At 53.3% G+C, this 21,584-nt stretch carries 16 protein-coding genes; 13 read left to right on the top strand and 3 right to left on the bottom strand.

Annotated elements, in window-relative coordinates; genetic code table 11:
• Positions 1 to 6 precede the first annotated feature (6 nt).
• The 8 genes from BM025_RS00285 (at position 7) to BM025_RS00250 (ending at position 12,914) form a co-directional block, all read left to right on the top strand.
• Entirely contained in the window at positions 7 to 3,507 is a 3,501-nt protein-coding gene (locus BM025_RS00285) for a YhdP family protein (RefSeq protein WP_085847472.1), read from the top strand.
• 31 nt (positions 3,508 to 3,538) lie between these two features.
• A complete protein-coding gene (queA, locus tag BM025_RS00280) occupies positions 3,539 to 4,600 on the top strand; it encodes a tRNA preQ1(34) S-adenosylmethionine ribosyltransferase-isomerase QueA (RefSeq protein ID WP_085847473.1) in 1,062 nt (353 codons plus the stop codon).
• Positions 4,601 to 4,718: 118 nt separating this feature from the next.
• Positions 4,719 to 5,990: an MFS transporter gene (locus tag BM025_RS00275; protein ID WP_085847474.1), complete on the top strand. Its 1,272-nt coding sequence runs from the start codon at positions 4,719 to 4,721 to the stop codon at positions 5,988 to 5,990.
• 135 nt (positions 5,991 to 6,125) lie between these two features.
• On the top strand, positions 6,126 to 6,731 hold the full coding sequence (locus BM025_RS00270; RefSeq protein ID WP_085847475.1) for a DUF924 family protein: 606 nt from the start codon (positions 6,126 to 6,128) through the stop codon (positions 6,729 to 6,731).
• 158 nt (positions 6,732 to 6,889) lie between these two features.
• A complete protein-coding gene (gene lpdA / locus BM025_RS00265; protein WP_085847476.1) occupies positions 6,890 to 8,284 on the top strand; it encodes a dihydrolipoyl dehydrogenase in 1,395 nt (464 codons plus the stop codon).
• Positions 8,285 to 8,434: 150 nt separating this feature from the next.
• Positions 8,435 to 9,403: a LysR family transcriptional regulator gene (locus BM025_RS00260; RefSeq protein WP_085847477.1), complete on the top strand. Its 969-nt coding sequence runs from the start codon at positions 8,435 to 8,437 to the stop codon at positions 9,401 to 9,403.
• A 203-nt stretch (positions 9,404 to 9,606) separates the two neighbouring features.
• The gene (gene uvrA, locus BM025_RS00255; RefSeq protein WP_085847478.1) at positions 9,607 to 12,489 is read left to right on the top strand and encodes an excinuclease ABC subunit UvrA; all 2,883 of its coding nucleotides are present in this window, start codon (positions 9,607 to 9,609) and stop codon (positions 12,487 to 12,489) included.
• Positions 12,489 to 12,914: an NUDIX hydrolase gene (locus BM025_RS00250; protein WP_085847479.1), complete on the top strand. Its 426-nt coding sequence runs from the start codon at positions 12,489 to 12,491 to the stop codon at positions 12,912 to 12,914. Before uvrA ends, BM025_RS00250 begins: the two co-directional genes overlap by 1 nt.
• 24 nt (positions 12,915 to 12,938) lie before the next feature.
• Here the strand turns inward: BM025_RS00250 and BM025_RS00245 are convergent, their stop codons facing one another.
• The 3 genes from BM025_RS00245 to BM025_RS00235 form a co-directional block, all read right to left on the bottom strand.
• Positions 12,939 to 13,664 carry a hypothetical protein gene (locus BM025_RS00245; RefSeq protein ID WP_085847480.1) on the bottom strand — a complete coding sequence of 242 codons (726 nt, stop codon included), beginning with the start codon at positions 13,662 to 13,664 and terminating at the stop codon, positions 12,939 to 12,941.
• Positions 13,665 to 13,802: 138 nt separating this feature from the next.
• Positions 13,803 to 15,095 carry a serine--tRNA ligase gene (gene serS, locus BM025_RS00240; protein WP_085847481.1) on the bottom strand — a complete coding sequence of 431 codons (1,293 nt, stop codon included), beginning with the start codon at positions 15,093 to 15,095 and terminating at the stop codon, positions 13,803 to 13,805.
• Between the two features lie 100 nt (positions 15,096 to 15,195).
• Positions 15,196 to 16,554, bottom strand: a complete 1,359-nt coding sequence (locus BM025_RS00235; protein ID WP_085847482.1) for a pentapeptide repeat-containing protein — start codon at positions 16,552 to 16,554, stop codon at positions 15,196 to 15,198.
• 236 nt (positions 16,555 to 16,790) lie between these two features.
• Between BM025_RS00235 and yajC the strand changes: the two genes are divergently transcribed.
• The 5 genes from yajC (at position 16,791) to ccmB (ending at position 21,563) form a co-directional block, all read left to right on the top strand.
• The gene (gene yajC / locus BM025_RS00230; RefSeq protein WP_085847483.1) at positions 16,791 to 17,114 is read left to right on the top strand and encodes a preprotein translocase subunit YajC; all 324 of its coding nucleotides are present in this window, start codon (positions 16,791 to 16,793) and stop codon (positions 17,112 to 17,114) included.
• A gap of 105 nt (positions 17,115 to 17,219) precedes the next feature.
• Complete coding sequence (secD, locus tag BM025_RS00225; RefSeq protein ID WP_085847484.1) at positions 17,220 to 19,847, top strand: protein translocase subunit SecD; 2,628 nt, start codon at positions 17,220 to 17,222, stop codon at positions 19,845 to 19,847.
• Between the two features lie 57 nt (positions 19,848 to 19,904).
• Positions 19,905 to 20,258, top strand: coding sequence for an Mth938-like domain-containing protein (locus BM025_RS00220; protein ID WP_085847485.1), 354 nt, complete (start codon positions 19,905 to 19,907; stop codon positions 20,256 to 20,258).
• Between the two features lie 31 nt (positions 20,259 to 20,289).
• Positions 20,290 to 20,910, top strand: a complete 621-nt coding sequence (ccmA, locus tag BM025_RS00215; protein WP_085847486.1) for a heme ABC exporter ATP-binding protein CcmA — start codon at positions 20,290 to 20,292, stop codon at positions 20,908 to 20,910.
• Positions 20,907 to 21,563: a heme exporter protein CcmB gene (gene ccmB, locus BM025_RS00210; RefSeq protein WP_085847487.1), complete on the top strand. Its 657-nt coding sequence runs from the start codon at positions 20,907 to 20,909 to the stop codon at positions 21,561 to 21,563. The genes ccmA and ccmB overlap by 4 nt, the downstream gene beginning before the upstream one ends.
• Positions 21,564 to 21,584 lie beyond the last annotated feature (21 nt).

Genomic DNA, 21,584 nt, shown 5'->3' with positions numbered 1-21,584 from the left:
GCGGAAATGCTGCAAGTTCAATCCAAAGCTGAGCGTCAGTTCAGCGCTGCCGAAACCGAAAGACCCAAACGTACTATGGCCAAGACGCCTGATCTTGATGGTTCTCCGAATGAAACCCGCGCGGCATCTAGCGGCGCAGGCGAAAACAGTGATCCTGTGTCTCAAACCTCTGAAGCCCCCAAAGCGGCTGACACGTCATCTGACACAGATGCAGAAAACCCGCAGGCGACGCCAGCAGGTAAAGTCAATCGTCGACACAAGAAACGCCATCATGCCCACCGGTTCGGGTTGTGGTTTTTCTCTATGCTCATTTTTCTATCGCTTTTGGCGGGGCTCGCGATTTTGGCCCTGACAGGCCAAGATATTGTCTTGCCAACGCCCCTAACCAAACACATCGAGCGACAAATAAACCGCGACTTGGGCGATGCAAAGGTGTCCGTCGGACAGATCATTGTGAGCGTGGACAAGAATTTTGTGCCGCGCGCCCATGCGCATAATGTCGGCATCATCGATCCCTCTGGTTCTGAAATTGCGCGTTTGAATGAACTTCAGGCCCAGTTTTCGTTTGATCAGTTGAAATCGGGCCAATTGACACCACAAAAACTGCGTCTGTCGGGCGCTCAGATCGTCGTGCGGCGTCGCGCGGATGGCAGTTTTGCGCTTGATTTTGGTGGTGCGTCTGGCACGGTTGGTTCAGCCGAAGATGTGCTGAAAGCCATCGATACCGCTTTTTCAACCGACCCGTTTCGGGACGTGCAAACCGTTGAAGCGCGGGGCCTGACCATTTCCTTGGAAGACGCGCGATCCAACCGGATTTGGCTGGCCACTGATGCGTCGATCACTCTGACCAATTCACCTCAAGATATTAATATCTCTATGGATTTTGATGTCTTCAACGGTACCGAAGATCTGGCCAGATTGCAACTTGGGTTTGCCACGCAAAAGGGATCTTTGGAAACGACTGTCGCGTTGAATGTCCACAATGCACCAGCGTTGGACATGGCGCAGCAAAGCCCTGCTTTGTCATTCCTATCCGTTTTAGACGCGCCTATTTCTGCCGCAATGCGCGCACAGGTGAATGCAAGCGGATTGTTATCGAGTTATTCGGGAACGCTTGAGATTGGCGCGGGCCAACTGGTTGCTGGAGAGGGGGCAACGCCTCTGAATTTCGACGGCGCCAAGGGCTATTTTGATTACGATCCAGTTGCTGAGCGGTTGTCGTTTCCCGAAATATCGCTGCGCTCAGATACGTTCGATGTTGCTGGGCGCGGTCATTTGTTGCTGCGTGATTTTGATGGGAATTTTCCGACCAACTTTATCGGTCAATTTGACATTGATCGCTTTTCTGCGGACCCGAAAGACATCTTTACCCAGCCCGTAGAATTCGATGAAGGTGCTTTGGATTTGCAACTGACACTCGATCCGTTTTCGGTGCAATTGGGGCAAATGGCGTTACGGCGTGGTGATCTGTGGGTGCGGGGCAGCGGTGGTGCCAAGGCCACGCCTGACGGATGGTCTATGTCGTTGGATGCTGCGGTGGATTCTATGCAAGTCGCTGATTTAATGTCATTTTGGCCCGAAAGCGTGTCCCCGAAAACCCGTGTGTGGTTGGACACCAATATCACTGCGGGCGTGTACAATGACGTTGGTGTATCAGTGCGACTTGCCCCCGGGGCGCAGACGCCACAAACCCATTTGGGGTGGAACTTTGAAGACGCAGAGGTGCGTTTCATGAAAACATTGCCACCTGTCACAGCTGGGGCGGGGTATGGTACGATTGCGGGCAATACTTTGACCGTTGTGGTGCAAGAGGGCGTTATTTCGGCCCCCTCTGGTGGTTATATTGATGTTGCAGGCACTGTTTTGCGCATCCCGCAGTTGAACATCAAGCCTGCAACCTTAGGGGTGCAGCTTGAGACCTCATCAAACGTTGAGGCTGCGCTGTCGTTGATGGCGCAAAAGCCGTTTGATGTGCTGAAAGAAGCGGCCTTTGGCGCTGATGTCGCGCAGGGACGGGCGCAGTTGGCAGGGCAGTTGTCCATTCCATTGATCAAGAAAATCCAGTTGAGCGATGTTGATTTTAACATCACGGGCGACATCACCGAGGCGTCGTCGGATCAACTTTTGGCGGGGAAAAACCTGCGCGCGCCGCACATGCTTTTGGCGCTTGATCCGACTGGATTAAGTCTATCTGGCGTTGTCGATGTAGAGGGCGCGCGGGCGTCTGCGGTTTGGCGCAAAGCCTTTGGGCCAGAGCATCGCGGGGTCTCAAATATTGCGGGATCTGTGACGATCAATCAGACGCTTTTGGATGTTTTCCAGATCGATTTGCCCAAGGGCACTGTGTCTGGCGCGGCTCAAGGGGACTTGGATGTCGCTTTGCGAAAAGGCAAAGATCCCGCGTTTACAATAACATCTGAGATGGACGGGCTGGGCCTTTCGGTGCCTTCCATTGGCTTTTCCAAAGCACAGCAACGCACAGGATTGTTCAAAGTTTCTGGCACGGCGGGCCTTGTGCCAGCCGTGTCGTCATTGTCGATTGAAGCCCCCGGATTGAGCGCCCAGCAAGGTTCGGTGACGCTTACATCTGCGGGGGCGCTGGATCGGTTGCGCTTTGAAACGTTTAAAGTTGGCACGTGGCTGGACAGCTCTGTCACCTTGGTGGGGCGCGGGGCTGGCACGCCTGTTGCGGTGCGCCTTGGCGGTGGCACGTTGAACCTGTCAACATCGCCGCTTGGCAACACGTCTGGCAGTTCTGGGGCATCTGGGCCTGTGGAATTGGTTCTGGATCGTTTGATCATCACTGACAGCATCGCGCTGCACGGGGTGTCCGCGTCACTCACGCAAAATGGCGGCACATCAGGGCAATTTTCTGGGCGCTTAAATGGCAGTGCACCGATCACGGGCTCAGTGCGCCCAGGCGAATTTGGGCCTGTCATTTCAGTGCAAGCCAAAGATGCGGGCAAAGCCGTTGTGGCAATGGGGCTGCTTGAAAAAGCGACTGGCGGCACTTTGGCGATGACGCTTAAGTCGCGCCGCGAAGACAAAAGTTATGACGGGGCAGCGCGTATTGAAAATATGAAAGTGCTGTCTGCCCCAAAACTGGCCGAGTTGTTGTCGCTGGTGTCTGTTGTTGGCTTGCTGGAACAATTGTCTGGCCCCGGGATCAATTTCGCTGAAATCGTCAGTGGGTTCACCATTCAACCCGAACGCATTACGATCGCATCGGCCAGCGCCGAAGGCCCGTCTTTGGGGATTACGGCGAATGGCATCTATGAGATCGCGTCAAAGCAGATCGATCTGCAAGGGGTGATTTCGCCGATCTATTTCTTGAATGGCATCGGCCAGATAGTATCGCGCAAAGGCGAGGGGCTTTTTGGCTTTAACTTCACGCTCAACGGCGCGGTGTCCAATCCTTCGATTGGGGTCAATCCGCTGTCTATTCTTACACCCGGGGCGTTGCGGGGGATTTTCCGTAAAAAGCCCCGCGCCGTTACCCCGCAATAATGTCGCGCATAGATCATATATAAGGGATGCTATGAAACTTTCGGATTTTGATTTTGACCTGCCACAAACGCTGATCGCGACACGCCCTGCAAAGCCGCGCTCTTCTGCACGGCTTTTGGTGGCCACGCCCACACAGATCACTGACGGGCATGTGACCGATTTGGTGGATTGGTTTCGGGCAGGCGACCGTTTGGTTTTGAACGACACGAAAGTATTGCCCGCCCGTTTGACAGGTCTGCGGGGGCGCGACACGGCGCAGGGGTATCAAGAGGCCCGCGTCGAGGTCACTTTGCTCGAACCACAGTCCACTGCAGGGCAGTGGCGCGCCTTGGTGAAGCCCTTGAAAAAGGTGAAAGAGGGCGAAGATGTGCGGTTCTCTGATGATCTGTCTGCGCGTTTAGAGCGCAAAGAAGACGGGGCCGCATTTTTGACCTTTAACTTGTCTGGCGATGATTTTGACACGGCGTTGAATGCGGCGGGTGCCATGCCATTGCCGCCTTATATCGAAGCACTGCGCAAAGCTGACGCCCAAGACAAAGAAGACTATCAAACCGTCTGGGCTAAAACCCTTGGCGCTGTGGCGGCCCCGACGGCGTCTTTGCATTTTGATGCCCCGTTGTTGGAGGCATTGAAAGCCAAAGGCGTTGAGATCACCTATGTGACGCTGCATGTGGGCGCGGGCACGTTTTTACCCGTCAAAGTCGACAATGTGGATGACCATAAGATGCATGCGGAATGGGGCGAAGTGTCTGCCCAAGCTGCCACTGAAATCGCACAGACCAAAGCTGCTGGCGGACGTGTGATTCCAGTTGGCACCACCGCACTGCGATTGATTGAAAGCGCCGCACGCCCCACGGGGGCCATTGCGTCTTTCTTGGGAGAAACAGATATTTTCATCCGTCCTGGGTTTGAGTTTCATGTGACTGATGCGTTGATGACCAACTTTCACCTACCCAAATCCACGTTGATGATGTTGGTGTCTGCCGTCTTGGGGCAAGAGCGTATTCGCCAGATTTATGACCATGCCATAGACAATGGATATAGGTTCTTTTCATATGGTGATTCATCGCTGCTTTTGCCCAACGAAATTTAAACCCTTTCTAAGCAACTTGTCCTCATATATCGCTGGCGTTCAACCGCAGTGATATCACAGCTAAAGGGGCGTCTCTTTTGTTGTTTTGTGTGTCCGCTCAGTCATAAGGTCTTCAATCATGCGCCAAGTTCTTGCTTCATCGTCAGCTTTGCTGCTTGGAATGCTCTTTTTGATGATCGGTAACGGTCTGCAAGGCTCGCTTTTGGGCGTGCGTGGCAGCATCGAAGGGTTTTCAACCTTTTCAATCTCTATCGTGATGTCTGGCTACTTTTTGGGATTCTTGGGCGGGTCACAAATCGCACCACACCTGATCCGCCGCGTCGGTCATGTGCGGGTGTTTGCTGCTTTGGCGTCGTTTATCTCTGCCGCTTTAATCATTTTTCCAACATTAACAGACCCTTGGGTCTGGACGTTTTTGCGCATCGCCTTGGGGTTTTGTTTCTCTGGCGTGTATGTCACCGCGGAAAGCTGGCTTAACAATTCCGCCACCAACGAAGTGCGCGGCAAAACATTGTCCGCCTATATGATGGTGCAAATGGTGGGAATGGTCATCGCTCAAGGGGTGCTGGCACTTGGTGATCCCTCTGGCTACATCTTGTTCATCGTGCCGTCTGTGTTGGTTTCGATCTCGTTTGCGCCGATTTTGCTTTCGGTGATTCCAACACCGCCGTTCGAGACCTCCAAACCAATGACATTGCGCAAACTGTACGAAGTGTCGCCTTTGGGCTGCGTTGGTATGTTTTTGATGGGTGGCGTTTTTGCCGCGCAAATGGGCATGGCATCTTTGTACGCCATCCAAGCGGGTTTTTCATTGCCCGAAGTCTCACTGTTTATTGCAGCCATCTACATCGGCGCTGTGGTGTTCCAAGTTCCGATTGGCTGGATGTCAGATCGCATGGATCGCCGCCTTGTGATCTTGGGCGCGGCTGCTGTGGGGGGCGTTGTGTGTCTGGTCGGAGTTGTGTTCGGCACAGTTCTATATGTGGCGCTTGGCGTCGCTTTTGTTGCCGGTGGCATGGCCAATCCGTTGTATTCTTTGCTGATTGCTCACACCAATGATTACCTTGAACCTGATGATATGGCGGCCTCTTCGGGGGGGCTGATTTTCATCAACGGCGTCGGAGCTGTTGGTGGTCCTGTTGTGGCAGGTTGGCTTATGGGGGTTGTTGGCCCGTCTGGGTACTGGGGCTTGCAAGCACTTTTGATGCTCAGCGTCACCAGTTATGCTGGGTGGCGGATGACACGTCGTGCCGCAATTCCTGTCGAAGACACCGCAGCCTATGTCGCTGTTATGCCATCTGCCACGCCCGTTGCCTCTGAGGTGGCCTCTGAATGGGCGATCGAACAAGCGGAAGATGACGCCGAAGATGCCCTAACTGCAGCTGAATAGGCCGTGGTTGGGCCATTTGTGTCTCTATTGCGCAACGATCCTAAATAGGCCTGCCGCGTTGATACGATATGCTTGCACCCAACTTGTGGGTTTGTAACGCTTTTATGTAACGACACGCCATCATGGAGAGAGGCAATGGCCAAAACTCAGCCGCTACAGTCGACAATCACCCCAGACGATGTCTTGTCCTATTGGCTCGATGAATTGAGCCCCAAGGATTGGTATAGCAGCAGTCCTGCACTGGATCAGCAGATCCGGGATCGGTTTTTACCCGCTTGGAAAAATGCCCAAGATGGCGCGTATTCTCTTTGGCTCACCTACGCCTCAGGCGCTTTGGCTTATATCATTCTCAACGATCAAATGCCGCGCAATATGTTTCGCGGAGAGGGCAATAGCTTTGCCTCTGATCGTATTGCTTTGGCTGCGGCTAAAGTTGCGATTTCAAAGGGCTGGGATATGAAAATCGACGCTCCAGCGCGCCAGTTTTTCTATCTGCCATTGATGCATTCCGAATGCTTGACCGACCAAGAACGCAATGTCTGTTTGTACAAAGAGCGGATGTCTGCCAGCGGGCAAGAATTGCGCCACGCCCAAGCGCATCGCAACGTGATCCGCGAATTTGGACGCTTTCCATACCGCAATGACGCGCTAGGACGGGCGACAAATCAAGCCGAAGAACAGTTTTTGGCCAAGGGTGGCTATAGGTTTGCGTTGGAAAACTTAGACCAAATTGCCGCTTAACACGCTGTTTAAAATAGAACTTTAACGCCCTATGCGTTTCCCGTCTGAGCTATGCATCAGGCGGGATGCAGGATTTCGCAGTCAATTGCATGCGACCCGTTGCCCGAAATTCTGGAATAGTTTAGTATCAAACTAAATATGGTTTCGGGAGGATCCCCATGGCAGACAAATCTTTTGACCTCGTTGTAATTGGCGCTGGACCAGGCGGCTATGTCGCCGCAATTCGGGCTGCGCAGCTCGGTCTTTCGGTCGCTTGTATTGAGCGTGAAAACCTTGGCGGCATTTGCCTCAATTGGGGATGTATCCCGACCAAAGCTTTGCTGCGCTCTGCCGAAGTGTTTCACCAAATGGGACGCGCCAAAGACTATGGTCTGTCTGCTGAAAAAATCAGTTTCGATCTGGATGCCATCGTAAAGCGCTCACGTGGTGTCGCCAAGCAAATGAATGCTGGCATCAAAGGTCTGTTCAAAAAGAACAAAGTCACAAGCATTATGGGCGAAGCCAAATTGGCTGGCTCTGGCAAAGTTATTGTGAAAACCGACGCGGGCGAAGAGACGCTTGTGGGCAAAAACATCATCGTGGCCACCGGCGCGCGCGCGCGTGAATTGCCCGGTCTTGAGGCCGACGGCGATCTGGTTTGGGCCTACCGCCAAGCGCTTGTGCCGACACGCATGCCGAAAAAGCTTTTGGTCATCGGCTCTGGTGCGATTGGCATCGAATTCGCGTCCTTCTACAATACGCTCGGCGCTGACACGACTGTGGTCGAAGTTATGGACCGCGTGCTGCCCGTCGAAGACAAAGACATCTCTGCATTTGCGAAAAAACAATTCGTAAAACAGGGCATGACGATCTTGGAAAAATCAGGCGTGAAACAGCTTGATCGCGGCAACGGTAAAGTCGTGGCGCACATTGAAATCAATGGCAAAATTGAAAAGCACGAATTCGATACTGTGATTTCTGCTGTTGGCATCGTCGGCAATGTTGAAGGCTTGGGGCTGGAAGAGCTGGGCGTCAAAGTCGACCGCACACACATCGTCACGGACGAATACTGCCGCACAGGCGTGGACGGTGTTTTCGCGATTGGCGACGTGGCCGGCGCACCATGGCTGGCGCACAAAGCATCGCACGAAGGTGTCATGGTCGCCGAATTGGTCGCAGGTGAAAAAGCGCATCCGATCAAGCCGAATTCCATCGCCGGCTGTACATATTGTCATCCGCAAGTGGCCTCAGTTGGCTTGACCGAAGCGAAAGCGATCGAAGCTGGCTACAAGGTTAAAGTCGGTAAATTCCCCTTTATTGGCAACGGTAAAGCCGTGGCCTTGGGCGAGGCCGAAGGGTTTGTCAAAACCGTATTTGATGCGGCCACAGGCGAACTTTTGGGTGCTCATATGGTTGGGGCCGAGGTCACAGAACTGATCCAAGGCTACGTCATCGGGCGTCAACTTGAGACCACCGAAGAAGACTTGATGCAAACTGTGTTCCCGCATCCGACCTTGTCGGAAATGATGCATGAATCCGTGCTCGATGCATATGGGCGTGCCATTCATATCTAATATAATCCATTGATTTTGCACTGCGCCGTCCCTTTGGGCGGCGTTTTGCGTTTGCGATATGAGGATGTGCGCCTGATGATGTGATGTTCTTTTTTGCGAGGCTGTGCCGTAGCGCTTGTGCGCAAATGAAAGCACTCATATGCTCCGAGCATGACAGATTGGGATTCTTTAAGATATATTCTCGCCGTTGCGCGTGAGGGCGGCCTTTCGGGCGCCGCACGTGTTTTGGGCGTCAACCATGCTACGGTGTCTCGGCAGCTTTCGCGTGCCGAAGAGACTGCGGGCGTGCGATTTTTTACACGGCTGGCTTCAGGGCTTCAGGCGACAGAAGCGGGCAAGGTTGCCATAGCTCACGCCGAAGAAGTCGAGGCCCGTATGGTGGCGCTAGATATTGCTTTGGCGGCGCGTGATGAAACTGAAGAAGGTGAGTTGCGCATCACCATGCCGCCGCTGGTGGCTGACGATATTTTTGCAGCAGACCTAAAAGAATTCAAACGGTTGCACCCTTTTATCGATATTCAAATTCGCGGCTCTACCGATGTTTTGAATTTGCACAAACGTGAGGCCGATATCGCCATTCGCGTTAGCAGTTCACCTGAAGAAAGTCTTTGGGGGCGGATGATGGTGCAGCAACGGGCAGGGTGGTTTGCATCGCCTGCCTTTTTGGAAGAATACGCCGATGTTTTGAGTGGGAAAGACGTTGAAACTCCACTGCCCTATATCGGCTTTACGGCTTGGGACAATGTGTGCCCGCCAACGCTGTTTGCCAATATGCCGAGCTGTAAAATTGCATTGAAAACCGATGATATGGTGTCCGCTTTGTCGGCGGCCCATGTTGGGTTGGGCGTGGTGCGGTGCACTCATCTGGTTGGCAGTTGTGATCCAAAGTTGGTGCGTGTGCCGCAATTTGCGTTGGACGATCATTTTCCGATCTGGGTGCTTACCCATCCTGATCTGCGCCATGTGCCACGCGTCACCGAATTCATGCGCTTTATCGCAGGGCGGTTTTCGGCGCGGCGTGATGTTTACTTTGGCCCAGACGAGCCAAATGCAGGCGGGCAGATGGCTGCGGCAGAGCAAGCGACATTTGACGGGGCTGTGACTGAGGCCGCGGAATAAGCATATTTGCTTTGGTGTAAATCTATCTCAAGACGGCAGATGTGGGGTGCGATTGCGCGCATCTGGCTAAATTATGCGATTTCCCTCAACAGAGTGTGTATGTTCCACAAATGTTCTCTTTTTCCTATTGGAACACGGGGCATTGAACGCTAGATATGTGAAAAGCCTTGGGCTTTGGGTGAATTTATACGGGTGGCAGGCACATGGCAGAGCTGAAATCAATCGAAGTCAGAGGTGCGCGCGAGCACAATCTCAAAAACATCGACGTGGATATTCCGCGCGATCAGTTGGTTGTGATCACAGGGCTGTCTGGGTCGGGCAAATCATCGCTGGCGTTTGATACAATCTATGCCGAAGGGCAGCGGCGATATGTGGAATCGCTAAGCGCCTATGCGCGCCAATTCCTTGATATGATGGGGAAACCTGATGTTGATCACATCGCGGGGCTGTCTCCTGCGATCTCGATTGAACAAAAAACCACCTCGAAAAACCCACGGTCTACTGTGGGCACCGTGACTGAGATTTACGACTATCTGCGCTTGTTGTTTGCACGTGCAGGCACGCCCTATAGCCCCACCACAGGTGATCCGATTGAAGCGCAACAGGTACAGGACATGGTCGATATCGTTATGGCCTTGCCCGAGGGCACGCGTGGTTTTTTGTTGGCGCCCATCGTGCGCGACCGCAAAGGGGAATACCGTAAAGAATTCTTAGACTTACGCAAACAGGGCTTTCAACGCGTTAAGGTGGATGGTGAGTTTTATGAACTCGATGAGCCGCCTACATTAGACAAAAAATATCGCCATGATATCGACGTGGTTGTCGACCGTCTTGTGGTGCGTGAGGGGCTGGAAACCCGTCTGGCGGATTCCCTGCGCACAGCGCTTGATCTGGCCGACGGCATCGCCATTTTGGAAACCGCACCGCGTGAGGGCGAGGGGGATGTCGAGCGCCTGACATTCTCTGAAAACTTCGCTTGTCCAGTGTCTGGTTTTACCATCCCCGAAATCGAACCGCGATTGTTTTCATTCAACGCGCCGTTCGGGGCCTGTCCAAAGTGTGACGGGCTTGGGGTCGAGTTGTTTTTCGATGAGCGTCTAGTGGTGCCTGATGCGTCGCTCAAGGTCTACGACGGAGCGATTGCACCGTGGCGCAAAGGCAAATCTCCGTATTTCCGCCAGACAATTGAAGCAATTGCCAAGCATTACGATTTCAAAGCTTCCAGCCCTTGGAAAGACATTCCCGAGGCGGTGAAACACGTGTTTTTGCGCGGCTCTGGCGAAGAAGAAATCAAGTTTCGCTACGACGAAGGCGGCCGTGTGTACGAGGTCTCGCGGTCTTTCGAGGGCGTGATCCCAAACATGGAACGTCGCTACCGGGAAACAGATTCCAACTGGATTCGCGAAGAATTTGAACGCTATCAAAACAACCGCCACTGTGGCGCGTGCAACGGATACCGTTTGCGACCCGAAGCATTGGCCGTGAAAATTGGACCTGAAAACAATCGCTTGCACGCGGGTGAAGTGGTGCAAATGTCGATCAAAGAAGCTTATGCGTGGATCGATGGCATCAACGACAGCCTGAGCAAGCAAAAGCAAGAAATCGCCAAAGCCATCATCAAAGAAATCCGCGAACGGCTTGGGTTTCTCAACAATGTTGGTTTGGATTACCTGTCTTTGTCGCGCAATTCGGGCACTCTGTCAGGGGGCGAAAGCCAGCGTATTCGTTTGGCGTCTCAGATTGGGTCTGGCCTGCAAGGCGTGCTTTATGTGCTTGATGAACCGTCTATCGGTCTGCACCAACGCGATAATGATCGCTTGATTGGCACCTTGAAAAACCTGCGAAATCAAGGAAATACAGTGATTGTGGTGGAACATGACGAAGACATGATCCGCAAGGCAGATTATGTGTTCGACATCGGCCCAGGCGCAGGTGTGCACGGCGGGCAAGTCGTTGCCAAAGGCACGCCGCTGGAAATTGAACAAACTGAGGGTTCGATCACGGGAGACTATTTGACGGGCAAACGCGAAGTGCCAGTCCCCGAAAAGCGCCGCAAGGGCAACAAGAAAAAGATCAAAGTGGTTAAGGCCACAGGCAACAATTTAAAGAATGTCACAGCGGAATTTCCTTTGGGCATGTTCGTTGTGGTCTCTGGTGTGTCCGGCGGCGGCAAATCGACTTTGACGTTGGAAACCCTGTTTAAAACAGCGTCCATGCGCCTCAACGGCGCGCGCCAAACGCCCGCACCGTGCGAAACGATCAAGGGTCTTGAGCACCTTGATAAAGTCATTGATATTGATCAACGCCCCATTGGGCGCACACCGCGATCCAACCCCGCGACCTACACCGGTGCCTTCACGCCGATCCGCGAATGGTTTGCGGGTCTACCGGAATCCAAAGCTCGCGGATATAAGCCGGGGCGGTTCTCGTTCAACGTCAAAGGCGGGCGGTGTGAGGCGTGCCAAGGCGATGGCGTGATCAAGATCGAAATGCACTTTTTGCCCGATGTTTACGTCGAGTGTGAGACCTGCAAAGGCGCACGTTATAACCGTGAAACTTTGGAAGTTCAGTTTAAGGGCAAGAGCATAGCCGATGTTTTGGATATGACTGTCGAAGACGCGCAAGAGTTTTTCAAAGCCGTGCCAAGCATCCGCGACAAGATGGATGCGTTGATGCGCGTGGGGCTTGGGTACATCAAAGTGGGGCAACAGGCGACGACGCTTTCGGGCGGCGAAGCGCAGCGGGTGAAACTGTCAAAAGAGCTCGCCAAACGCTCAACTGGGCGCACGCTGTATATCCTTGATGAGCCAACAACAGGCCTGCATTTCGAAGACGTCAAAAAGCTTTTGGAAGTGCTGCATGAGTTGGTGGATCAGGGCAATTCGATGATCGTGATCGAACATAACTTGGATGTGATCAAAACAGCGGACCACATCATCGACATCGGCCCAGAGGGCGGCGATGGCGGTGGCATGATCGTGGCGACAGGCACGCCCGAACAGGTGGCCGAAGTCGCAGACTCGCACACAGGGCGCTATCTGAAACCGATGTTGGATAAAATCAAAGCCCGCAAAGCGGCCGAGTGATGGGGCAAGTCCCCAAACTTGGCGCTTTGGCGGTCGTGATCCATCAAGATCAGGCGCTTTTGGTGCAACGCAAGAACCCGCCAGATGCGGGCACTTGGGGGTATGCGGGCGGGCATGTGGAATTTGGCGAAAGTTTTGCCGAGGCCGCAGTGCGTGAATTGCATGAAGAAACCAGCGTGCGTGCCACGGCTGTGACGCTGTTGGACACGGCCGAACTTATTCACCGAGACGCCGATGGCGCGGTCACGCATCACTTTGTTTTGGGGGCTGTTTTGTGCCGCTATGACAGCGGCGTGCCTGTGGCGGATGACGATGCGATGGATGCTGCTTGGGTGCCTTTACAAGTCATCTACGACAAACATTTGCCGATGTCAGACAAGGTCGATGAAGTGGCGCGCGCCGCCGCGTTGTTTTTGAAATCATAGGCAACGCGGCGGCGTAAATGCGGTTTAAATGTCGCGGGTCAAATCGCCTTCAACCCGAAAGGCACGCAAACTCATCACCACCAATACAAAGACGCCAAGCCCCGCAAGGGCGACAAGCCCCCAGTGATCTCCCCAGTTTTTCAATGCTATAGCGACCAAAGCCCAAGCTACCCCAAGCGGATAAAACGGCGCGTCGCTGCGCAGTTTACAACCATAAAGCGCCGTGCCAAAGGCCCCGATCAAACACAAATACGCCCAACCGACTTCGCCTAAAACAATACCGTAACCCGCGCCCAGCAATCCAAGCCCTGCAAAACTGGCTGCCGTCAGCCATCCCGCATAAAGCGCCACGGGGGCGCGGGCCAACCATGGGTCCAACACGGGCGCGCGTTGCATCGCGACCAAGGCTGTCGCCAGCATAGCAAAGATCATCACCTGCGACCAAACAGGTGATATTTCGGCCACCGACAACCACCCTGCGCCCAAAAGCAATGACACAAACAGCGGCGCGCGCATCGGGTCCCAGTCGTCGGCATCATTGCGTTTGAGCAGCCCAACGCTCGCATGGATCAACAGCCATAGATAAATCACGCCCCAAATTGCAAAGGCATAGCCCGCGGGCTGCACAGGCGGGTCAATTTGCGGATAGGGGTAAAGACCGGGATCGAAACCACCAAATTGCGGCACCAAAAACGGCCCCGCGGCAAAGGCGATGGTGGCAAGAGCAAGGAAAAAGGCCTTGAGACGCATGAAATGTCCTTTCTTTTCACTGGATACGGTTGAGGCGATCATTTGGCTCAGTTTTATGCAAGGTAATTGTGAAAAAAGCGGCGCAACTCATAAGAGCGCGCCGCTTTTGGTGTTCTAACGTTCTAATATGACCCGCGTTTAGGCGAGTGTGCCGTCCAGCGTGAGCGTGGTTTTGCCGCCCAAATAGGGCGCAAGCACAGCTGGCAAGGTCACGGTGCCATCGGCATTTTGACCGTTTTCCAGCACCGCAATCAATGTGCGGCCAACTGCCAAACCTGAACCGTTCAACGTGTGCACAAACTCAGGTTTGCCACCGTCAGCGGGCTTGAACCGTGCGTTCATGCGGCGCGCCTGAAAGTCGCCCGTGGTGGAAACGCTTGAGATTTCGCGGTAGGCATTTTGCCCCGGCAACCATGCTTCGATATCGAATGTGCGGCGCGCGCCGAACCCGATGTCGCCCGTGCACAAATCAACCGTGCGATACGCGATTCCGAGCTTTTCCAAGATGCCCTCAGCACAGCCCAACATCCGCGCTTGTTCCGCGTCAGATGCGCTTGGGTGCGTGATGGATACCATTTCGACTTTTTCAAACTGGTGCTGGCGCAACATGCCGGACGTGTCGCGGCCCGCTGATCCCGCTTCTGAACGGAAGCACAAAGAATGCGCTGTCATGCGGATCGGCAGAGCGCTTTCATCCAAAACGTCGCCCGCGACGGAATAGGTCAAAGGCACTTCTGAGGTCGGGATCAACCACCAGCCGTTTGTGGTTTGGTAGCTGTCTTCGCCAAATTTCGGTAACTTATCAGTGCCATACATCGCTTCGTCGCGCACCATCACGGGAGTGTTGACTTCCGTTAGGCCGTTTTCATCGACGTGGGTGTCGATCATGAATTGTGCCAAAGCGCGGTGAATGCGTGCCACGCCGCCTTTGAGCACAACAAAGCGCGTGCCTGACAATTTCGCGCCCGTTTCGAAATCCATTGAGGCTGTGACCGATGTGATTTCAAAGTGTTCGCGTGCGTCAAAGTCGAATGACGGCACATCGCCCCATGTTTTGACTTCGACGTTGTCGTCTTCGGATTTACCATCGGGCGCGTCGGCTGCTGGCAAGTTTGGAATGCGGGCCAAGACGTCATTTAGCTCTGCATCTTTGGCTTTTGCGTCTTCATTCAACTGGGCGACTTCGGCCTTTTTTTCGGCCACAAGCGCGCGCAGGCGTTCAAATTCTGCCTCATCGCCACGGCCTTTGGCTGCGCCGACCTCTTTAGAGGCTTTGTTTTGTGCTGCCTTGGCATCTTCGGCGGCAACAATCATCGCACGGCGGGCCGCATCGATGGCCAAAATGTCTGAGGACATCCCATCCAACCCACGGCGCGCAAGGCTCGCGTCAAAAGCATCAGGATTTTCGCGAATGGCTTTGATGTCATGCATCGGGGGAGTCCTTGGATTGGATGTCTGTTGTGCTGCTTATGCAATAGCGCGCGAATGGGATCAAGCAGGGGTGCTAGTTGTAGTTCTCTGTTGCCTGCGATTAGTGCTCTTTAAAATCATTGAGTACATGTGGACTAATAGGCTCCCAATTTTTTGGGCGTTCCATCGGAATATTTACGAGCTCTTCGTCAAAAAAATCCGTATCCAGGTCTAAGCTCGGATCATATCCCTGATATGTTTGAGGATGTAAGGTGAATTGATCGCCCCAAATCGTTTCAAGGTCTTCAGGTTCTTCAAAATCTAGATTCGATAAGTCACACGAATAAAACCAGCAGTTGGTCAGTTCTTTCCAAAAGCCAGTATCCAAAAACTGTTTAGGGATTGAGCAATTACGGAAGTCAACTTTGATGAAAGAAGATTCACCTATGTTTGCTGCTGCACCCAAGTCGCAATCGGAGAACTTACAGCTTTGAAATCTAGTGTTTACGAGTTCGGTTTGTTCGAACGAGCATTGCTCAAGCCGAGTGTTAAAGGCATTGGCCACATGAATGCTACAATTAGAGAATTCCACATTCCTTATGTAGCAATTTGAAAACAAGCATTTGTTTAAAGAAATGCCCTCGAAGCTGACGTCCAATATCCGCAAGTTTGCAAAGCAAGTATTGTCTAGCTCGAGTACAAATGCTTCACGGTTCTCCAATCGCCTCTGTGCTTCGCCGCGTCTGGATAGTACTGCCAATGCGACGCTCAAGTCTTCTCGCAGCGGAACAGTTTCTGTCTTCTCCTTTTTATCACTGGCGGGCGAAAACTCTGTGATTTCGGTCCTAAGGTATGCAGTGATAATTCGCATTATTTCGATGTGCATTTGTAGGTCGTTCGATGCCAAACGTTCTAGAGCTAATATTGCGCCAATGCGCTTTTCCAAAGCTGGAACTGTTGTCTCTATTGTACCTCCCCCAACCTGTCGTTTATGCGCTTTGGAAGCTCCTAGATTTTCGATAGCTTTGTTTAGGGTGTCGGTTAACAGGTTTTGTTCTGACGTCTTTGTCTGCCGCTCTGTCGTATGTACACGGATCAATGCGAGCGGTGTGCCAATGATACCGCCTAGCGCTGTGAGCAACCCAACAAATGATAAAACATACCAGCGCAGGTTATCGGCTTCGCCTTGCATGGTGTTTCCTGACAAAATTCGAAAACCGACCTGCGTGAGCATCGCCAAAATAGATACAAAGATGATCGCGAGGATCGGCGCAAAGAAGATCGCGAACCAATAGACGTAGTTGAGCCAAAGGGTCTCTGAGAATTTGAGTGGGTTTGATTTTCCATGTTTAGCGTTGTTCATCGCAAAGACAATCACCGAACTAAGCACAGCAAAACCAACAAACCCCAGCGTTAAGGGGTGAAACACCACCCCATCCACCTGCGACAAAAACTGTTCAAATTCGTTTTTCTCAGACATTTTTAAGTCTACTCAATTCATTTCCGTAAAATCCTCCCTATATCATCCATGAAACGCGCGTTTGTCACGGGATTAATCTTGGGCACGGGGCAAAGCTGAGCAGGTGATAGGCCCGCTTGCCAAGTCCCGCGCAGACGCATAGTGTGCGCGCGACTTGAAGGGCGGAAGACCGCTTTTTGCGACGAAATTTACAGCGACGGGACAGACCCCGCGCAGCTTAGACAAAGGACGAAAACATGTTCGTATCTCCAGCATTCGCACAGGCCGCAGGCGGCGCAGGCGCAAACCCAATTATGCAATTCGCGCCGCTTATTGCGATTTTCGCGATCATGTATTTCCTCATGATCCGTCCACAGCAAAAGAAAGCCAAAGAGCACAAAGCAATGATCGAAGCGGTGCGTCGCGGTGATCAAGTTGTGACGGCTGGCGGTCTTTTGGGCAAAGTGACCAAAGTAAAAGACGACGGCGAATTGGAAGTTGAATTGGCTGAGGGCGTTAAAGTCCGCGTACTTAAAGGCACATTGGCCAATGTTGTTTCAAAAACAGAGCCAGCATCCTAAGCGTTTGAAAATTAAATCAAAGGCTCGCATATCGGCGGGCCTTTGGTCGTTTACGACCCTTACCGAATAACCCGCGCACCCGCGCCCTTCCTGATAGGCAGTCTCATGCTCAACTTCCCCCTTTGGAAACGGATCGTCATTTGGGGCCTTGTCGCCCTTGGCCTTTACGCCGCGATGCCCAACGCATTTTACGGACGTGTCGAAAGCCACAATGACGCGATCGCAGCGATTGAGACATCGGGGGAAACACAAGAACTGGCGTTTGAACGCGACGCTTGGCCAACTTGGATGGCGGAAAATCTTGTCAATCTCGGCCTTGATCTGCGTGGCGGGGCGCATTTGCTGGGGGAAGTGAATGTCGACGAAGTGTATGCCGCACGCATGGACGGGTATTGGCCAGCGGTGCGTGATGCGCTGCGTGATGAACGCGACACTGTTGGCACGATCCGCCGCGTGGATGCGCCTGACGGGCTGTTGCGGGTGCGAATCTCAAACGCAGATCAGATGGAACTTGCGCTGAAAACGGTGCGGGATTTGGGCACGCCTGTGGTGTCTTTGACATCAGCTGGGCAAGATGACATTGATGTGAGCGCTAAAAACGATGTGATCACGGTGCAGTTGTCTGAAGCTGAAAAAGCCGCAACAGACACGCGTACCATGCAGCAATCGCTTGAAATTATTCGCCGCCGCGTCGATGAAGTGGGTACACGCGAACCCACGATCCAGCGCCAAGGCGACAATCGTATTCTTATTCAGGTGCCCGGCATTGGATCAGCGTCTGAGCTGAAATCTTTGATCGGCACCACGGCGAAACTCACATTCCATCCTGTTGTGGGCCAAACCTCTAACGCCAACCAAGCCCCTGGCGCGCGTAATTTTATCGCGCCTGATATTGCGGACAACGGCGTGTACTACATTTTGGAAAGCACGCCTGTTGTCACTGGGGATGAGCTGACGGACAGCCAACCTGCGTTTGACCAAAATGGTACGCCTGCTGTGACGTTCCGGTTCAACCCGACTGGCGCACGCAAATTTGGTGACTACACAGCTGCCAACGTCGGCGCGCCCTTTGCGATTGTGCTTGATAACGAAGTGATTTCAGCCCCTCGCATCAACGAGGCCATTCGTGGTGGGTCTGGTCAGATTTCGGGCAATTTCACGGTAGAAGAATCCACTGAGCTGTCAGTTTTGCTGCGCGCAGGGGCGTTGCCCGCCAAAATCAATTTCCTTGAAGAACGCACCATCGGCCCAGAACTGGGCGCGGATTCCATCGCCGCAGGTAAAATCGCAACAATGATCGCTTTCGCGGCTGTGTTGGTGTTTATGGCGCTGGCTTACGGGCTGTTCGGTATCTTTGCCAACATCGCGTTGATCATCAACGTGGCGCTCTTGTTCGGCTTTTTGTCTGTCATCGGCGCGACATTGACCTTGCCCGGTATCGCGGGGATCGTGTTGACCGTGGGCATGGCTGTGGACGCCAACGTGTTGATCTTTGAGCGAATCCGCGAAGAATTGAAGACCTCGAAAGGGGTCGGGCGTGCAATTGAGTTGGGGTATGAAAAAGCCCTGTCCGCCATCGTTGACGCCAATATCACCACCTTTATCACGGCTGCGATTTTGTTCGTCATGGGCTCTGGCCCCGTAAAAGGCTTTGCCGTGACGTTGGCTCTGGGCATTTTGACATCGGTGTTCACGGCGATCTATGTGACCCGCGCGATTGTCGCGATTTGGTACCACCGTAAAAACCGTAAAGGCTGGACGCTCAAAGGCATCAAGCTTGTGCGCGACAACACCACCGTCGATTTCTTTAAATCGGGGAAATACACCTTTGGCCTGTCTGGCGCTTTTGTGATCGCAGCTGTTATTGCCTTCTTTGCTTTGGGGTTGAATTTCGGCATCGATTTCCGCGGAGGCACAACCATTCGTACGCAGTCTGAAAGTGCCGTCAGCGTTGCCGATTACCGTGCCGCGATGGAACCTTTGGGGCTTGGTGATGTGTCGATCACCGAAGTGTTTGATCCGAATTTTGACGAAAATCAACACGTCTCAATGGTGCGTATCGAAGCACAAGATGACGTGTCATCTGTGACACCAGAAACCATCGCCATTGTCGAAGAGGCGCTGCAAACTGTTGATCCTACAATTACATTCCCGTCTGTGGAATCTGTCGGACCAAAGGTTTCAGGGGAATTGATCAAAACTGCTGTCTTGGCTGTTGTGGCCGCGATCGGCGCGGTTTTGTTCTACATCTGGTTGCGCTTTGAATGGCAGTTCGCTTTGGGTGCAGTGGTTGCTTTGGTGCACGATGTTGCCATCACAATCGGTATTTTTGCGATCTTTAAAATCCAGTTCGACCTGACCATTATCGCGGCGCTTTTGACCATCGTGGGCTATTCGCTTAATGACACTGTTGTGGTGTTCGACCGTGTGCGAGAAAACCTGCGTAAGTTCAAAAAGCTCGAACTTGCGGGTGTCTTGAACCTGTCGATCAACGAAACATTGTCGCGTACAATCATGACATCTGGCACCACATTGATTGCCTTGATCGCACTGCTTGTTTTGGGCGGGGACGTGATCCGCGGGTTCGTCTTTGCCATGACGCTTGGCGTGGTCGTGGGGACGTGGTCTTCTGTCTTTATCGCATCGAACATCTTGCTGTGGCTGGGTGTGAAACGCGATTGGGAAAAGAAAGATCCGACACCTGGAATTCAAACGGATGGCAGCGCGGTTTAACGCGCTGCTTGCCTTGGGGCGCATACTGACACGACACATCAACAGCGGGAGAGCGTGATGCATATCAACGAAATGGCATTCGACGGCGCAGTGCCCATCGACAGCTATGGACCCGGATTTTTTCGTGTCCAAGGTCAACTACATAACGGTGCGATGATTTTGATGGAATCCGAGGCGCGTGCTTGGGGCGGCTATGATGATGTTGCCCCGCTTTTGGCGCTCGAAACCCGTGTTGATTTTATCGTGTTTGGCACCGGTACTGGTCTGGCCTATTTGCCGCCCGCATTGCGCAGCGCTTTGGATGCTGTCGGCATCGGAGCCGAGGTGATGGCAACCCCAACAGCCTGCCGCAGCTATAACATTTTGGCCTCAGAGGGTCGGCGCGTCGCTGTGGCACTCTTACCCGTTTGATGTCGCGCCATATGCGAGTAGTCTCAACGCCATGAGCATTTTATCTGTTACGGATCTGAGCGTTGCGCGCGGCGGAGTTCCTGTGCTGGAGGGACTGAATTTTTCTGTCGCCTCAGGGCAGGTTTTGATTTTGCGTGGCCCCAATGGGGCGGGTAAAACAACGCTTTTGCGCACGCTCGCTGGCTTGCAACCCGCATTGGCAGGGCAGGTGATCTGCGCCCCCGATGCGGTCGCTTATGGGGCGCATGCAGATGGGTTGAAATCCACGTTGACCGCCGCTGAAAATCTGACGTTTTGGGCCGGTGTTTACGGTCAGTCGGGCATCGATGCGGCTTTGACCGCTTTTGATCTGAACCCTCTCGCGGACCGTCCTGCGGGCAATCTGTCTGCAGGGCAAAAACGCCGCTTGGGTCTTGCGCGTTTGTTGGTCACGGGGCGGCCAGTTTGGGTGCTCGATGAACCAACTGTGTCGCTTGATACGGCTTCTGTGGCTTTGTTTGCTGCAGCTGTTCAGGCGCATCTTGAAACTGGTGGTGCGATGATTGTTGCCACCCATATCGATCTTGGTTTGCAAGCGCAGGTGCTCGATGTCACGCCATTTCGTGCAGACCCAAAAACAGCCACAGGTGCCTTTGATGAGGCCTTTTTATGATCCGGCTTTTACTGCGTGATTTGACATTGGCCCTACGCGCGGGCGGCGGATTTGGGCTTGGTCTTGGGTTCTTTTTGATCCTTGTGACGCTTGTCCCCTTTGGTGTCGGGCCCAATTCAGAACGCCTTGCAGCCATTGCTCCGGGCATCTTATGGGTCGGGGCTTTGCTGGCATGTCTGCTGTCGCTCGACCGTATTTTTGCCCTTGATTATGAAGACGGATCGCTTGATTTGCTCGCCACGGCCCCTGTCCCTTTAGAGGGATTGGTGGCGATGAAAGCGCTGGCGCATTGGATCACCACGGGTTTGCCATTGGTCATTGCCGCACCGTTTTTGGGCGTGCTGCTGCACCTCGATACTGACGCCTATCGTTGGCTGATCATCACCTTGCTGATCGGCACGCCAGCGCTGTCAATCATCGGTGCTTTTGGCGCTGCAATCACTGTGGGGCTGAAACGGGGCGGATTGTTGATGAGTCTTTTGGTGTTGCCGCTGTATATTCCAACGCTGATTTTCGGGGCCGAAGTGGTGCGGCGTGGCGCACGGGGTTTCGAAGTGACCACGCCTTTGCTTATGCAAGCTGGGATCACGGCAGGGGCGATTGCCATGCTGCCCTTTGCCGCAGCCGCAGCCATTCGTATTGCGTTACGTTGACGCGTTGTTGAGTTGAGATCA

The sequence above is a fragment of the Pacificibacter marinus genome, assembly GCF_900109555.1.
GTDB lineage: Bacteria > Pseudomonadota > Alphaproteobacteria > Rhodobacterales > Rhodobacteraceae > Celeribacter > Celeribacter marinus_C.
Note: the sequence above shows the minus strand (reverse complement) of the source record. Positions and strands in the feature narration are given on the sequence as shown.